Below are 15,853 nucleotides of genomic sequence, written 5' to 3' on the forward strand. Positions count from 1 at the left end.
TTGGCAATACACTGAATTGACGATCAGAGTCGTGGATACCGCCCCGGCGCGATCAGGAAGTTTGGTGCACTGTCACCGGCATTCCCCAAAGACAATCCGCAAACGCTCGATGGCTCTGGACCCCCATTCGTAAACAACGCACGTAGTCCTAAGGTATGGGCCTATTGCGACGCGGATTTAAACCTGAAAATTGACTCCTCTTTGGGTTGTGCAATTGTTCCCGCGGGGTAATCCGAGGGGGAGTTGATGGCGGGTAATCCGAAAATCCAGGTTGGCGCGTTGAACATAGCTGCGTCTCCGCACCCAGTCGGTGTTTATCGCAGACTACTGGAGCTCGCGGCAAACGTGGAAATTCATCTTCACGGCAGTGATTGGGGCAAAATCACCGCCGTGACTCCGCTAGAAGATCGACCAGAACTTTTGACGGGCAGGGTCGTGCTTTGGGCACATATAGATAAAGACGGAAAGTGGCTAAATAAGAAAAAGAACATCGAGGCCACGCCCATCGAAAAGCAGAGCATTGTGCTCCCGCCGGATTTCGAGCCGAACTTTCGCAGCTTTTATTTCGTATTCAATGAACCGACACATCGACTAGTTGTCGAGCTTAGGAACGAGCTGGGCCAAACGTTCGGCCCTTCGCGTGCAGAAAAATTCTTCGCAAAACTATTTAATCATTCTGCCTTGGCTGAGGTCGAGGTTGAAGTAGCCGTCACAGTTATCCCTACCGAAGATGCGCTCGATAGAATTTTTGATATCCCTCGTTTGCGATGGCTTCGAATACACAATACGCGCCCAAATGCCGAGGACCTCAGCGACGAGGCTGAGATACTGCATGCTAGGCTCAAAGCCATGGGCGCTAAAAGTCAGGACCTGGAATTGGCCAAGGCCGCAAAAGTCACAACGATTAAACCTGACGGCGAAATTAGAGCGCTAGCGGACGCAGCGGCAGTTGACGGCCATGTTGAAGGGCGCGGAAAGACCGAGGCTGGAGCCAATGTCTACGAATCCACGAAGCTTCATCCGAAGGTGGTTGAGATTGAGGTCCAAGGTGGCTCGTCTTTCACGGCGTTTCTATCGAGTCTGCTCAGTCTCTTATGATCAATTTCTCAGATGGTTTAAGGATCAATACGGACCATTCCGCTCGCGGATGCTTGCTCTCTTTCGAAAATTTGAGAGCAAGTTACTCATGGCGACACACGTTTTACGAATCTGGCGTAAGGCCTGCAAACGCTCTTATGATTGGTGCTTTCACTATTGGAAGAATCAGTATCGAGCATTTCTTCGATACTTCGATATTTACGGCGGACCGCGTGCCCTTCTACGCTCACCCTACGTCCACGTAGCGGTTTTCCTGACCGTTGGCTGTCGCCTTCGTTGGAGCCCATCGGTCAGTGCTTCCGACATAGCGGTAAGCGTCATTCCAAATTTGCTGGGCTTCACCGTGGGCGCCTTGGCGATCGTCTTGGCGTTCTCCTCCGCACCCATTTTCAAGATGCTTGCGCAGGATGGTGATCCGCGATCGTATTTCATGAGACTGACAGTCAACCTCGTACACTTCATCGTCGTACAGGCCTGCGCGTTGATCGTCGGCATCGTAGGGAAAGCGACAGCAAGCGCCTCGATAGACGTACTAGCGCTTTTTTTTCTGTTCTACGGCGTGCTGATCACGGTTTCAGCGGGCATCCAACTTCTCCAAACGGCAAGCCTTTACAATCAGTATGCTAGCCTTGAGGAACAGGGGAACCGAGTGGATCAACCGAAAGAATCGCGATTCTCTGAAGCACACCCAATCAGTGAGAAATCCAGCACGGGCGTCGACCGAGAAACAGATTAAAAGCAGGATCACACTGGTACAGTTGGGTGGGCTCGAACCACCGACCTCCTGTTCCACAGACAGGCGCTCTAACCAACTGAGCTACAACTGCATCCTTGCGAGCCGCGCCGCAGGCGAGCCCTTGACGGGCCGGTCACCGAGGGGGGCTGGACGGGGCGGAAACTAGGTGCAACGGCCGTTTTTGGCAAGGCCGCAAACGGACGAAAAACCGGGGTAAATCACCTTCAGCGCGATGAAATCAGGCTTGATGGCGACCGAAGCGAGGTTGCGGTCGCCCTCGCCCGCCTGGCGGCGACACTCCCCGCGGGGAGAGAGCCCTCTCCCAGCCTCTCCCGCAAGCGGGAGAGGTGAAGAAAAAACCCGGGCACTGGGCCCGGGTTTCTTAATCAATTCAGACCCGATCCGCTCAGGCGGCGGGGTAGAGCTTGGCGGCGCTGGCCTTGATCGGCTCGGCGGCGGCGGTGGCCGCGCGCTGGGCGATCTCGGCGAGCTCCTTGGCCTGGGACTGGAAGGTCTCGAGCTGGGTCTTGGAATGGCCGGTCCACAGCGCGAATGCGTCCTGCGGCGACTTCACGCTGAACAGCTGCTGGGTGAACTCGAGCTGGGCGGTGGTGTTCGCCTTCATGAACTCCATCACCTTGGCGGCGTATTCGCTCGCGCCCTTGTGGGCGGAGGAGAACACGGCCTCGACGGTGCCGTTATGGCTTTCGGCGGCGTCCTTGAACTTGGCGTAGTTTTCGCGGGCCTGCGAAACGCCCTTCTCGGCGAACGCACGCATCTGCTCCGGAACCTCGAACGGAATGACGGAGGCAGAGAATGGATCAGTCGCACCTGTCATGGTTGTCCCTCACGCTAATTGGAAAATGAAGTGAGCCTTCTGGCGCGCCCGCCGGCCAACCGGGGCCTTGTCTCAGCTTTGGAAACTGGCGGGAACGAAGACTGGAAACGCGAAACAAACGAGATGGCTCGTCCAGTGCCCAGTATTATGGCTGCCTATCATGTCAACATTGTGCAACGCAACGCGCCAACAGGGTGCGGTGCGAAATTTAATCTCGGTAAGGGTGAGGTTCCGGTATGGGGGAACCGGGGGTTGAGGGTCGGGATGGTCGGCCATGCAGGCGGTTTGCTCCCTCTCCCGCCTGCGGGAGAGAGTCGGGGAGAGGGTGCTTCCGCAATGGGACAGCCCCAATGAGGCGAGAGCCCTCACCCGCGCGCGGGACGATGCTTCGCATCGCCCGGGGCGCGACCTCTCCCGCAAGCGGGAGAGGTGACCACCCAGGTCCCCCCGAATCCCCAGGATGAACCGGGCTGCGGCTTGCGGGTTTGGGCCGATTAAGGTTATCGCGGCTTAGGGCCGCCGCCGGGGCGTGGGGCCGTGGACCTGCCCGCGGGCGCGGGCGATACTAACCCTTTCTTAAGGCTGTCATTCCCGGCAGCCGCCACCCTCCTACGTGAGACCAAAGCCGGTCGGATGACGAGTTCGGATTTCCAGTTGCGAGGTGTGGGCGATCCCCGGCTGGCCGTGCACGCGACCTCGCCGCTCGCGACCTGGCTGTGGTCGATCGACGGGACGCGGGTGCTGTGGGCCAATCCGGTCGGCGCAAGACTGTTCGGCGCGGCGAACGGCGCAGCGCTCGCGGAGCGGACTCTTGGCCCGGCAGACGGCCATCGCCGCCAGATCGCCCGGCTCGCCCGGCAGCTGCCGGCCAACGGCACCGTGCGGCTGGAACGGCTGCGCGGCTTCGGCGCCCGGCTCGGCACGCTGATGACCTGCGCCTGCGCCCGGATCGACTTTGCCGATGGCGGACACGCGGTGCTCGTCACCGCGATGGACCCGGCCTTGCGCACCATGCCGCTGGTCGAGCGGCTGCATCGCCTGGTCGAGGGCGCGAAGACGCCGATGGCGGCGTTCGCGCCCGACGGACTGTTCGTCGGCGCCAGTGTAGCCGCCCGCGCCCTGCTCGGCTTTCGCGATCTCGGCGAAGCGGGCCTCGAACAGGCGCGCAGCGATGCGCTTCGCGACGGCCGCGCCGAGACGCCGATCGGCATCGGCCAGATGGTGCTGCAGCGGGTCGGCCGAGGTGCCGATGTCGGGCTGGTTGCGCTGATCGAGCCTGCCGCGCAGGCTGCGCCGGAAGCGGCCGTGCCCGAGAGCACGCCCGAGGTCGCAGCAAGCAACGTGCCGGTCGAACCCGCGCCGCAAGCTGTGGAGATGCCAAGCGAGCCGCCGCCATCGCACGATGCGCAGGCGGGCATCGCCCTGTTCGACGCCTTCGCCGAGCCGGTCGAAACAATTGCGGCTGCGGCACTGCCACAGGGCGAGGCGACCGCGGAGATCGCAACGGACGAGCAAGCTGTCGCGGATCCGGTCGAGGAGACTGTGCTCGAACCGGAGCCGGACGCGCACGAGCAGAGCGCTGACGTCGCGCCAAAGACTCCGGTTGAAAACCCGCATCAAGCCATGGTGTCGCCGCAGGCTGCGCCGATCACATCGGGCATGGTCGAGCCGTCGTCGGGCCGGGAATCGTCGGGCCATGAGCCGCCCGCACCGCGTCAGCATCCGCTGCGCTTCCTCTGGCAGTTGGATGCAGAGGGCCGCTTTGTGCTTCTCTCCGATGAATTCATCCACCTGATCGGCGCGCGCACCGCCTCGGCCTTCGGCCGCCCCTGGCGCGACATCGCCGGGCAATTGTCGCTCGATCCTGATGGCCGCGTCGCAGAGGCGCTTGCAAGCCACGACACCTGGGCCGGGATCACCGTCAACTGGCCGGCTGACGGCGGCGAACATCTGCCGGTCGAGCTCGCGGGCTTGCCGGTCTACGATTCCTCGCGCAACTTCGCGGGCTTCAAGGGCTTTGGCGTCTGCCGCGATCTCGACGGCCTCAACCGACTGGAAGCGCTGAGGCGTTTTGAGCTGGTGGCCGAGCCGCCGGCGCAGCACGCCCTGCCAGCCGAACCGGTCGCGCCCGAGCCCGAGGCCGAGCCGGTCGCGGAGGCGCCGCCTCCGCCGATCGAGCCGCCCGCACCCGAGCCCGAGCCGATACCCGAACCTGAACTGCCAGAGCCCACCAGCGACGCGAATTCACACCCAACCGATCCGGACAGACAAGTGGAAACGCCAGTCGAAACCCCTCCGAATGTCGTGCCGTTCCGCCAGCACGGCGATGTCAGATCACTCAATGATCAGAGATCGCCGACGCTGACGCCGGTCGAGAACAGTGCGTTCAACGAGCTCGCCCGGCAATTGTCCGAACGGCTCGAACGCGAGCGCGAGACGATCGCCACTGAGGCTTCCGAGCCCGTGGTGGAGATCACCACCGAGCCGCCGGCGCCGGAGCCCGAGCCGCAGCACACTGCGGCCGAATGGCTGACCGAGCCCGCGCCGCCGCCACGCGGCGCCAGCGCGCGCGACCGCACCCTGCTCGACCTGTTGCCGACGGGCATCCTGATCTACCGGCTCGACCGCCTGCTTTACGCCAACCCGGCGTTTCTCGCGCGCATGGGCTATGCCGGCCTGAGCGCGCTGGAGGACGCCGGCGGGCTCGATGCGCTCTATGTCGAACCCGGCGTGTCCTTGGCCAGCAGCACCTCGCAAGCCGGCACGCCTGTCACGATCAGCGCGACGCTCGCGACCGGCGAAGCGCCGCTTGCAACCACGGAAGCGCATCTGCACACGATCGACTGGGACGGCGAGAGCGCGCATGCGCTGATCTGCGCGCTGCCGCAGGCATCGCCTGTCATCGCTGAGACGATCGTTGCCGAATCCGTCGTCGCCGAATCCTTCCCCTACGCGCCCGAGCTGGACTCCACGGCCGGCGAAGCCGAGGCCGAAGATCTTGCCGCGATCCTCGACACCACGGCCGAGGGCATCGTCATGTTCGACGCCGAAGGCAACGTCTACGCCTGCAACCGCAGCGCCGAGGCGCTGTTCGGCTATGACGGCGAAGCGTTGCTCCAGCAGAATTTGGTGACGCTGTTCGCGCCCGAGAGCCAGCAGATCGTCGTCGACTATCTCGAGAGCATGAAGAGCCAGGATATCGCGAGCCTGCTCGACCACGGCCGCGAGGTGCTGGGACGCGAGAAGAAGGGCGGCGTCATTCCGCTCGCGATGATCATGGGCCGCACGCGGCCCGACGGCCCGAACTTCTTCGCCGTGTTCCGCGATCTCTCTCAGAGCAAAAAGGGCGAGAACGAGCTGACGCAGGCCCGCCACCTCGTCCACAGCGCGGCCAACGCCAAGGCCGACATGCTGGCGCGGATCAGCCACGAGATCCGCACGCCGCTCAATGCCATCATCGGCTTTGCCGAGGTGATGATCTCGGAGCGCTTCGGCACGCTCGGCAACGAGCGCTACGGCGAATACATGAAGGACATCCGCGCCTCCGGCGAGCGCGTCATCGCGATCATCGACGATCTGCTGGAGCTGTCGCGGATCGAGACCGGCAAGCTCGACCTGAACTTTGCCAACCTCAACCTCAACGACCTCGTCGAAGCCTGCGTGACCGTCATGCAGCCGCAGGCCAATCGCGAGCGCATCATCATCCGCACCTCGCTCGCGCATGCGCTGCCGCAGGTCACGGCGGACGCGCGCGCGATGCGGCAGATCACCATGAACCTGATCTCGAATTCGATCCGGCTCGCCAGCGCCGGCGGCCAGGTCATCGTCTCGACCGCGCTGTCAGACCGCGGCGAGATCGCGCTTCGCGTCCGCGACACCGGCCATGGCCTCAGCGAGCGCGAGGTCGCCGCAGCGATGGAGCCGTTCCGCACCCCGCCGCCCGGCGATGCCGCCGACAGTGCAGCGCTGAGCCTGTCGCTGACCAAGGCCCTGGTCGAAGCCAACCGCGCCCGCTTCAACATCAAGAGCGCGGGCAACGGCACGCTGATCGAAGTGGTGTTCGCGCCGGTGGTGGCGGGGGCGTAGCATTCACCACAAGCTCGTCATGCCCGGACTTGTCCCGGGCATCCACGTTCTTTGTACCGTGAGTAAGACGTGGATGGCCGGGTCAAGCCCGGCCATGACGACACGACGCCATCACGCCGCGCGCACCGTCTCCAGGAACCTGCTGACCTCGATCTTCAGCCGGCTGCTGTCGTTCGACAGCGACTGGGCCGCGGAGAGCACCTGGGAGGAGGCAGAGCCGGTCTCGGTCGCGCCCTGCCTGACACTGCTGATGTTGGCGCTCACCTGCGTGGTGCCGGCAGCCGCATTCTGGACGTTGCGCGAGATCTCGCCGGTCGCGGCGCCCTGCTCTTCCACGGCGGCGGCGATGGTGGAGGAGATCTCGGACAGCCGCTCGATGGTGCCGCCGATGGTCTTGATGGCGCCGACCGAATCTTCCGTCGCAACCTGGATGCTGGAAATCTGCTGACCGATGTCGCCGGTGGCCTTCGCGGTCTGCTCGGCCAGCGCCTTCACTTCCGAAGCCACCACGGCAAAGCCGCGCCCGGCTTCGCCGGCACGCGCGGCCTCGATGGTAGCATTGAGCGCCAGCAGATTGGTCTGGCCCGCGATGGCGCTGATGAGCTCGACCACGTCGCCGATGCGCGCCGCCGCCCTCGACAATTCGCCGACCCGGTCGTTGGTCTGCCCGGCCTGATTGACGGCTTCGCCGGCGATCCGTGCCGAGGCCTGCACCTGGCGGCTGATCTCGTGGACGGAGGCGGTCAGTTCCTCCGCGGCGGAGGCCACCGACTGCACGTTGGTCGCGGCCTCTTCGGAAGCCGCCTCGACCAGCATGGCGAGCTCGGTCGAGCGGCTGGCTGTGGTGGTCAGCGAGGTCGCCGATGCCTCGAGCTCGTTGGCGGCAGACGACACGGTCTCGACGATCTCGCCGATCGCGCCTTCGAAATCATCGGCCATCCTGATCATGTCGGCGCGGCGGCGCTCGGCGGCGAGCTTGTCCTGCCTGATCTTCTCTGCCGCCTCCTCCTGCGCCTTCCGCTCGGCATTGACCTTGAACGTCTCGACGGCCTGCGCAATCTCGCCGATCTCGTCGGGACGGCCGAGCCCGGGGAGCACCACGGCGAAATTGCCGTTGGCGAGCTCGATCATCGCCGCCCGCATCGCCGACAGCGGCCTGGAGACCGAGCGGCCGATGAAGATGCCGAGGCCGAGCACGAGGGATGCGATCAGCGCGATCGCGACGCCGATCCACCATTGGATAGTGTCGCGCTGGGCATCGTTCAGCCGGTCGGCTTCGGCGCGGATCTGGTCGACCGATTTCGACACCTGCTCGATGACGGGCTCGACGGCGGAGAAGGCCTCCGACATCGCCTTCAGTTCGCTCGCCAGAGTCAGTGCGGTTTCCATCCAGGCGGAGAAGTCACGCTGGTAGTCGGCGAGCTTCTGGCGCAACTCGGCCTTCGCATCGCCGGGAATGGAGGGGTCGTCGAGGCCGGTCACAAACTCGGCCGCGCGCTTCCTGATGTCGTCGCCGTATTTGGCGTCGCGACGCAGCATGAAGTCCTTCTCGTGCCGGCGCATCATCAGCATGGTCACCTTGAGCGACGGATTCCGGAGCTCATCGACCTTGGTCTCGATGCCGTGGACCGAGGCCCGCAAGCGGCCTTCGAGACCGGACTTTTCGTCGAGCCCGAGCCGCTGTCTCTGCTCGACCACCGCGGCGAAACGGGCCTGATAGGTCTTCAGCGATGCGGTCATCGCGTCGATTCTTGCGACCAGCTCGGGCTTGCCGAGCGCCGAAATCCCGGCGCGAAGCTTTTCGATATCGAGGGAAACCTGCTGGCCGATCTCGGCCTGGCGTTGCGCCCTGGCCGGCTCGCTGCGCAAGAGGAAGTCCTTCTCGGCGCGGCGTCCCTCGAGCAACTCGACGGCGATCCTGTTGTTCAGCTCGGAGATGGTGCGCGCGTTCTCGGCGGCGCTGCGATAGAACGCCATCGCGTTCTCGCCATAGAGGTGGATGCCGCCGATCAGGACGACACCGATGACGCCAATGACGCCGATCGCCGTGATCTTGTGCGTGAGACGAAGGGAGAACAACCGCATCTGACGAATACCCGGTGGTGGCAGATACGGTTGATGAAACGATAACGGGTAAAAACTTCCGTTAATTTGCGGGCACGTATGAATACGTGTATTTGCAGCTGCACTCGCCCACTATGCACGACGAGGTGCACAAGGCGGCTTTCAGAAAGAAACACGGCGCTGATGGCGCCGTGCTTGGTTACCTTTAACGCTCAGCGAGCGATCAGCTGTAGATCTCGAACAGGCCGGCGCCGCCCTGGCCGCCGCCGATGCACATCGTCACGACGCCCCACTTGGCCTTGCGGCGTGCGCCTTCCTGCAGCAGATGGCCTGTGCAGCGTGCACCCGTCATGCCGAAGGGATGTCCGATCGCGATCGAGCCGCCATTGACGTTGTACTTGGCGGGATCGATGCCGAGTTTGTCGCGCGAGTAGAGGCACTGGCTGGCGAAAGCTTCGTTGAGTTCCCAGAGATCGATGTCGTCGATCTTCAGGCCATGGCGCTTCAACAGCTTCGGCACCGCGAAGATCGGGCCGATGCCCATCTCGTCGGGCTCGCAGCCCGCGGTCGCCCAGGCGACGAAGCGGCCGAGCGGCTTGAGGCCACGCTTCTCGGCGTCCTTGGCTTCCATCAGCACCACGGCGGCGGCGCCGTCGGAGAGCTGGCTGGCATTGCCGGCGGTGACGTACTTGCCGGCGCCGCGCACGGGCTCGAGCTTGGCAAGGCCTTCCAGCGTGGTCTCGGGACGGTTGCACTCGTCACGGTCGACGACGTAGTCGACGATGCTCTCGGCCTTGGTCGCCTTGTCGACGACCTTCATCCTGGTCTTCATCGGGACGATCTCGTCCTTGAACTTGCCCGCCTGCTGCGCGGCCGCCATACGACGCTGCGACTCCAGCGAATACTCGTCCTGATATTCACGGCTGAGCTTGTAGCGCTCGGCGACGATATCGGCGGTGTCGATCATCGCCATGAAGATGTCGGGCGCGACCTTGAGCAATTCAGGATCGATCGATTCCTTCGGCGTGCCGCCGCCCGGCATCGAGATGCTCTCGACCCCGCCGGCGACGATGCAGTCGGCGCCGTCCGAGCGGATCGAGTTGGCGGCCATCGCGATGGTCTGAAGCCCCGAGGAGCAGAAGCGGTTCACCGAGACGCCGGCGGTGGTCTTCGGCATACCGGCGAGCAGCGCGGCCTGGCGGCCGATGTTCGGCGCGCCATGGGCGCAATTGCCGAGATAGCAGTCCTCGACATAGTCCTTCTCGACGCCGGCGCGCTTCACCGCGTGCTGGATGGCGTGGGCCGCGAGCGACATCGGCGGCGTGATATTGAACCCGCCGCGGCCGGATTTTGCGAGGCCCGTGCGCGCATAGGAAACGATGACGGCTTCACGCATGTGTTTCTCCCTTGTCGAACGATTTTGAACGGAGCGTGGATACGAGGCGTTCTGGGCGCCATTGGTACACAAAGATTGGAGGCTACGGAAAACAAAAACGCCGCCTCCGGTGAGGGAGGCGGCGTTGTTCCGCGGGTCGGAATATCAATGTGAGCGTCACTCTACCCACACGTCATGCCCGGGCCTGTCCCGGGCATCCACGTTCTTGGTCATGCGTGAATAGGCGTGGATGGCCGGGACAAGCCCGGCCATGACGACGGTGAGAGTTTAGAACGTCAGCGCCTTGGCCTGCTTGACCTGCGGCAGCGCCTGCACCTTGGCGAGCAGATCGGCCGGCACCGCGCCGTCGACCTCGACGAGGGCGATGGCATCGGCGCCGGGGGCGACGCGGCCGAGATGGAAGGTGGCGATGTTGAGCTTGGCATCGCCCAGGAGGCTCGCGAACTTGCCGATGAAGCCCGGCTTGTCCTCGTTGGTGATGTAGATCATCGACTTGCCGAATTCGGCATCGACGCGGATGCCCTTGATGTCGACGAGCCGCGGCTTGCCGTCGGCATAGACGGTGCCCGAGACTGAACGCTCCTGCCGCTCGGTGGTAACCGTGACGGTGATCAGGCTCTCGTAGTCGCTCTGCGCGGCGCGGACGATCTCGTCCACCACCATGCCGCGCTCCTTGGCGACAACGGGCGCGGACACCACGTTGATCTCACCCAGCATCGGCCGCAGCAGGCCCGACAGCACGGCGGAGGTGATCGCCTTGATCTTCATCTCGGCGACGTGGCCCTCATAGGTGATCTCGACCTTGAGGATGCCGCTCTCGGTGAGCTGTCCCGCGAACGAGCCGAGCTTCTCGGCGAGCGAGATGAACGGCTTCAGCTTCGGCGCTTCCTCGGCCGTGATCGAGGGGAAGTTGACCGCGTTCGAAATCGCGCCGGTGAGCAGGTAATCCGACATCTGCTCGGCGACCTGGAGCGCCACGTTCTCCTGCGCCTCGGTGGTGGAGGCACCGAGATGCGGCGTGCAGATCACGTTGGGATGACCGAACAGCACGTTCTTGGTCGCGGGCTCCTCGACGAAGACGTCGAAGGCGGCGCCGGCGATGTGCTTGGAATTGAGCGCATCGACCACCGCCTGCTCGTCGACGAGGCCGCCGCGGGCGCAGTTGATCAGGCGCACGCCCTTCTTCATCCTGGCGATTGCGGCAGCGTCGATGATGTTCCTGGTCTTCTCGGTCAGCGGCGTGTGCAGCGTAATGAAGTCGGCACGCTTGAGCAGATCGTCGAGCTCGACCTTCTCGACGCCGATGTCCTTGGCGCGCTCCGGCGACAGGAACGGATCGAACGCGATCACCTTCATGCGCAGACCGAGCGCGCGGTCGGCGACGATCGAGCCGATGTTGCCGCAACCAACGACGCCCAGCACCTTGCCGGTGATCTCGACGCCCATGAAGCGGTTCTTCTCCCACTTGCCGGCCTGGGTCGAGGCGTCGGCCTGCGGGATCTCGCGCGCAAGCGCCAGCATCAGGGTGATGGCGTGCTCGGCGGTCGTGATCGAATTGCCGAACGGCGTGTTCATCACGATGATGCCCTTGGCCGTGGCGGCGGGGATCTCGACATTGTCGACGCCGATGCCGGCGCGGCCGATCACCTTCAGCTTCGCCGCCTTCTCCAGGATCTTGGCGGTTGCCTTGGTCGCGGAGCGGATCGCAAGGCCGTCGTAATTGCCGATGATCTCGGCAAGCTTGTCCTTGTCCTTGCCGAGGTTGGGCTGGAAGTCGACCTCGACGCCGCGGTCCTTGAATATCTGCACGGCAGCGGGCGAGAGCGCGTCGGAAATCAGAACTTTGGGTTTGGTCATGGGAATGATCCGTGGTGCGAGCTGCAGTTACGGAATGTCACCCGCGGGCCTGACCCGCGGGTCCATCTCTCTTGGTCGATGGATGGCCGGGTCAAGCCCGGCCATGACGAGAATGAGTTGGAACGCGTTACGCCGCCTTGGCGAGCGTGGCCTTGGTCTCGGCAAAAGCCCAGTCGATCCACTGCGTCAGCAGTTCGACATCCTTGGCCTCGACCGTGGCGCCGCACCAGATGCGCAGGCCGGCCGGCGCATCGCGGTAATACGCGAAGTCGTAACCGGCGCCTTCCTTCTCGATCAGCGCGACCAGCTTCTTCGAGAACTCCGCTTGCGCGTCGTCGGAGAGCGAGGTGATCGCGGGATCGGTGAACTTCAGGCACACCGAGGTGTTGGAGCGGATCGCGGCGTCCTTGGCCAGGAAGTCGATCCACGGCGTCTTCGCCTTCCAGTCCGCCAGCACCTTGGTGTTGGCATCGGCACGCGCGATCAGAGCCTTGAGGCCGCCGATCGACTTGGCCCAGTTCAGCGCATCGAGATAATCCTCGACGCACAGCATCGACGGCGTGTTGATGGTCTCGCCGACGAAGATGCCTTCGTTGATCTTGCCGCCCTTGGTCATGCGGAAGATCTTCGGCAGCGGCCAGGCCGGCTTGTAGGTTTCCAGCCGTTCCACCGCACGGGGCGACAGGATCAGCATGCCGTGCGCGGCTTCGCCGCCGAGCGCCTTCTGCCAGGAGAAGGTGACGACGTCGAGCTTGGCCCAGTCCAGCGGCTGCGCGAATGCGGCCGAGGTGGCGTCGCAAATGGTCAGGCCTTCGCGGGTCGCGCTGATCCAGTCAGCGTTCGGCACGCGCACGCCGGAGGTGGTGCCGTTCCAGGTGAAGACGACGTCGCTCTTGGGATCGACCTTCGACAGATCGGGAATTTCACCGTAAGCCGCGTTCAGCTTGGTGACGTCCTTGAGCTTCAATTCCTTGACGATGTCGCTGACCCAGCCTTCGCCGAAGGATTCCCAGGCGAGGGTGGTGACGGGCCGCGCACCGAGCAGCGACCACAGCGCCATCTCGACCGCGCCGGTATCCGACGCCGGCACGATGCCGATGCGATAATCGGCGGGCACTTCAAGCACTTCGCGCGTCAGATCGATCGCGAGCTTGAGCTTGGTCTTGCCGACCTTCGCGCGATGCGAACGGCCGAGGGCTGCGTCCTTGAGATTTTGGGCGTTCCATCCGGGGCGCTTGGCGCAGGGGCCGGAGGAAAAATGCGGCACGTTCGGCCGCGAAGCGGGCTTCGCTACAGTCATATTCTACCCTTCCAGATAGTAAGCCTCCCGTTGGGGGGAGGTGTCCCGCCGCGGCTGATACGGGAAACGGGAAGAGTCGTCAAGGAAGTTCCGGGGCCTCACGCGCGAGTGATGGCTCATCCGGTGCAATATCGGGGGATTCGACCGCGGCAAGCGCGTTCAGCAAGCCGGTGGCTTCGCTGATCAACTGCGCGGCACGGCGGCGGCTGCCGACTTTCAAAATGCATTTGTCATTGGCCTGCACAACGTAGTCGTTGCCGACCTTGATCATCGAATAGCTTGTCATTGCAATCCCCGAACCGACCGAGCCCGGTGTCAGACGCTGCCTAGCACCCTTCGTTCCCGGCTCAACGTGAACGACGGCCGGGTAGTTTATCAGCTCTTAATATGAACGCATGCGCGATCCGAATTTGCTGTTGAAGCAACGCACGCGAGGAGCTGCTTCAAAAGCGGACAGTCATGCCGACGTGGCTCGCCGCGAATCCGAGCCGCTTGTAGAAGCGCTGCGCGTCGACGCGGCTCGCATGTGTCAACAATTCGACCAGATTGCAGCCGCGTGCCTTCGCTTCCGCGATCGCCCATTGCACCAACCGCTCGCCGATGCCGCGACTGCGACAATCGGCAGCGACGCGAACGTCTTCGAGCAGGCCGCGCACGCCGCCTTGCGAGCTGATGCCCGGCAGGATCGCGAGTTGCAGGCAACCGACCACCCTGCCCTCGCTCTCGGCAACCACGAGCGTGAGATTCGGATCGCGCTCGACCCGGGCGAAGGCATCGTCATAGGCGGCAGGCAACGGATCCTCGACGCGCTCGCGCGCGCGGCCGAGATGATCGTCGGCGAGCATCGCCACGATTGCTGGAACATCGTCGCGGCGCGCGCGGCGAATGGAGACGGATTCGGCGTTCATGTCAGACAACTCCAACCTCAGCGCGCCGGCGGGAGGCCGAGAAACGCTTCGACCTCGCCGATCCAGCGGCGGAGAGCGGCATAACGGCCGAGATCGAAGCCGCCTTCATGCGCCAGACGGGTATAGGCGAGCAGCGAGACGTCGGCGAGCGAAACCTCTTCGCCGGCGAAGAAGCGGCCGGCCGCAAGATGCTGCTCCATGCGGTCGAGCGCCGCATAGCCGCGCTTGACCTTTTCGGGGTCGAGCTCGGATGCGTCCTTGCCGAGATAGACCATCTGGAAGCGGCACACCGCGATATAGGGCTCGTGGCTGTACTGTTCCCAGAACAGCCATTCGTCCATCTTGGCCGCCGTAAAGGCGTCGCGCGGAACGAGCGCGCTGTCGCGGGCGAGATAACGGATGATGGCATTGGACTGCGCCAGCGTGCGGCCGTCGTCGAATGCGACGGTGGGCACCTGGCCGGTGCCGTTCATCTTCAGGAATTGCGGCGTGCGCGTCTCGCCCTTGCGGGTGTCGATCTCGATCCACTGGTAGGGCGATGCGAGATGATCGCAGACCCATTTCACCTTCAGGCAATTGCCGGAATTGCTGTCGCCGTAGATCTTCATCGCTGCCGCCCCGCTTCTGGAGCAACAGAGCATCAGGGCTCGCGGGCGCTGTCAATCGGCGCCATGCGCGCCGGTCAGAACTTGTAGCCGAGCCCGGCGCGGACGGAATTGACGTTCGACTCGATGTCCGACGTCACCCGCTGGTATTCGTATTCGGCACGGAGGAACAGGCCGCCGACCACCATGACGTCGACGCCGAGGCCGCCGGAGTATCCATAGACCAGCTTGCTCTTGCTCGTGAACGTGGTCGCGGGCAGCACCGGCGACGGGGACGCCGAAGCGTAGCGATCGACGGTCTGGCTGCCGACCCCGCCGCCGATGAAGGCGTAGGGCAGGAAGCATCCCCAGGCGTAGCCGGCCCGCGCGCGCAGCGATCCGAAGTCGGAAACGCCGACCACCGCGGATGTCGCGGCGGTGGCAACGAGTACATTGAAGCCGTTGAACGTCTGTCCTACCGAGCTCGACGTCGACTTGAAGCCACCGTGAATGTAGTTCGCCTCGATACCGAGCACGACATCGTCCCATTGCCCGTTATAGCCGGCAAACGCGCCATAGCCGGCGCTGTTGCTGTGCGCAAACGCGAGCGGTTGCCAGTTGTAGGCGGGCCCCGGCGAAACGAAGGTCGACTGGATGTCGCTGTTGATGCCGGGAGACACCTTCGACGTGATCGCGCCGTACTCGCCCTGGCCACCGACATAGTAGCCCTGCCAGTTGACGCTGGAGTTGCTAAGCCCGTCAGTGAAGCTGCCGCGAAGGATCGGCATGTCCGGCATGTCGGCCGCATGCGCGGCAGACGCCGTCCCCAACATCGCCGCCACCAACAAAAGCCCACGCATCGCAACGCTCCATCGAACTCGAACTTTCACCCGTGATCATGGCTCGTTAACCTTAACCAATGGTTGCGTTGGGCACTTTCATCACAACGCGCCATGAAAAATTCGCACAGCAAAACGGCGCGGGAT

Annotated in this window: 12 protein-coding genes and 1 tRNA gene; 3 read left to right on the top strand and 10 right to left on the bottom strand. The window is 63.8% G+C overall.

Annotated features, from left to right (window positions below):
• The first annotated feature begins 246 nt into the window (after nucleotides 1-246).
• Both IVB24_RS36030 and IVB24_RS36035 read left to right on the top strand, forming a co-directional pair.
• Nucleotides 247-1,098 (top strand): DUF4747 family protein, encoded by an 852-nt coding sequence (locus tag IVB24_RS36030; protein WP_247771406.1) that lies wholly within the window; start codon nucleotides 247-249, stop codon nucleotides 1,096-1,098.
• 88 nt (nucleotides 1,099-1,186) lie between these two features.
• Nucleotides 1,187-1,834: a hypothetical protein gene (locus tag IVB24_RS36035; RefSeq protein WP_247771407.1), complete on the top strand. Its 648-nt coding sequence runs from the start codon at nucleotides 1,187-1,189 to the stop codon at nucleotides 1,832-1,834.
• Between the two features lie 14 nt (nucleotides 1,835-1,848).
• On the opposite strand, the gene IVB24_RS36040 is transcribed toward IVB24_RS36035, so the two are convergent.
• Nucleotides 1,849-1,925: transfer RNA gene (locus IVB24_RS36040), tRNA-His, on the bottom strand.
• A gap of 315 nt (nucleotides 1,926-2,240) precedes the next feature.
• Nucleotides 2,241-2,672 carry a phasin gene (locus tag IVB24_RS36045; protein ID WP_247771408.1) on the bottom strand — a complete coding sequence of 144 codons (432 nt, stop codon included), beginning with the start codon at nucleotides 2,670-2,672 and terminating at the stop codon, nucleotides 2,241-2,243.
• 633 nt (nucleotides 2,673-3,305) lie between these two features.
• Between IVB24_RS36045 and IVB24_RS36050 the strand changes: the two genes are divergently transcribed.
• The gene (locus tag IVB24_RS36050; RefSeq protein ID WP_247771409.1) at nucleotides 3,306-6,758 is read left to right on the top strand and encodes a PAS domain S-box protein; all 3,453 of its coding nucleotides are present in this window, start codon (nucleotides 3,306-3,308) and stop codon (nucleotides 6,756-6,758) included.
• 111 nt (nucleotides 6,759-6,869) lie between these two features.
• Here IVB24_RS36050 and IVB24_RS36055 read toward each other — a convergent pair whose 3' ends face one another.
• The 8 genes from IVB24_RS36055 to IVB24_RS36090 form a co-directional block, all read right to left on the bottom strand.
• Nucleotides 6,870-8,843 carry a methyl-accepting chemotaxis protein gene (locus IVB24_RS36055; protein WP_247771410.1) on the bottom strand — a complete coding sequence of 658 codons (1,974 nt, stop codon included), beginning with the start codon at nucleotides 8,841-8,843 and terminating at the stop codon, nucleotides 6,870-6,872.
• 202 nt (nucleotides 8,844-9,045) lie between these two features.
• Complete coding sequence (locus IVB24_RS36060; RefSeq protein WP_247771411.1) at nucleotides 9,046-10,218, bottom strand: acetyl-CoA C-acyltransferase; 1,173 nt, start codon at nucleotides 10,216-10,218, stop codon at nucleotides 9,046-9,048.
• A gap of 267 nt (nucleotides 10,219-10,485) precedes the next feature.
• Complete coding sequence (gene serA / locus IVB24_RS36065; protein WP_140482876.1) at nucleotides 10,486-12,075, bottom strand: phosphoglycerate dehydrogenase; 1,590 nt, start codon at nucleotides 12,073-12,075, stop codon at nucleotides 10,486-10,488.
• Nucleotides 12,076-12,202: 127 nt separating this feature from the next.
• A complete protein-coding gene (locus IVB24_RS36070; protein ID WP_094973000.1) occupies nucleotides 12,203-13,375 on the bottom strand; it encodes a phosphoserine transaminase in 1,173 nt (390 codons plus the stop codon).
• 79 nt (nucleotides 13,376-13,454) lie between these two features.
• Complete coding sequence (locus IVB24_RS36075; protein ID WP_094973001.1) at nucleotides 13,455-13,661, bottom strand: hypothetical protein; 207 nt, start codon at nucleotides 13,659-13,661, stop codon at nucleotides 13,455-13,457.
• A gap of 157 nt (nucleotides 13,662-13,818) precedes the next feature.
• On the bottom strand, nucleotides 13,819-14,283 hold the full coding sequence (locus IVB24_RS36080) for a GNAT family N-acetyltransferase (RefSeq protein ID WP_094973002.1): 465 nt from the start codon (nucleotides 14,281-14,283) through the stop codon (nucleotides 13,819-13,821).
• Nucleotides 14,284-14,300: 17 nt separating this feature from the next.
• On the bottom strand, nucleotides 14,301-14,891 hold the full coding sequence (locus IVB24_RS36085; RefSeq protein WP_247771412.1) for a glutathione S-transferase family protein: 591 nt from the start codon (nucleotides 14,889-14,891) through the stop codon (nucleotides 14,301-14,303).
• Between the two features lie 74 nt (nucleotides 14,892-14,965).
• Nucleotides 14,966-15,727, bottom strand: coding sequence for an outer membrane beta-barrel protein (locus IVB24_RS36090; RefSeq protein WP_166467123.1), 762 nt, complete (start codon nucleotides 15,725-15,727; stop codon nucleotides 14,966-14,968).
• Between the last annotated feature and the right edge of the window lie 126 nt (nucleotides 15,728-15,853).

It is taken from the genome of Bradyrhizobium sp. 192, from assembly GCF_023100965.1.
Classification (GTDB): Bacteria; Pseudomonadota; Alphaproteobacteria; order Rhizobiales; family Xanthobacteraceae; genus Bradyrhizobium; species Bradyrhizobium symbiodeficiens.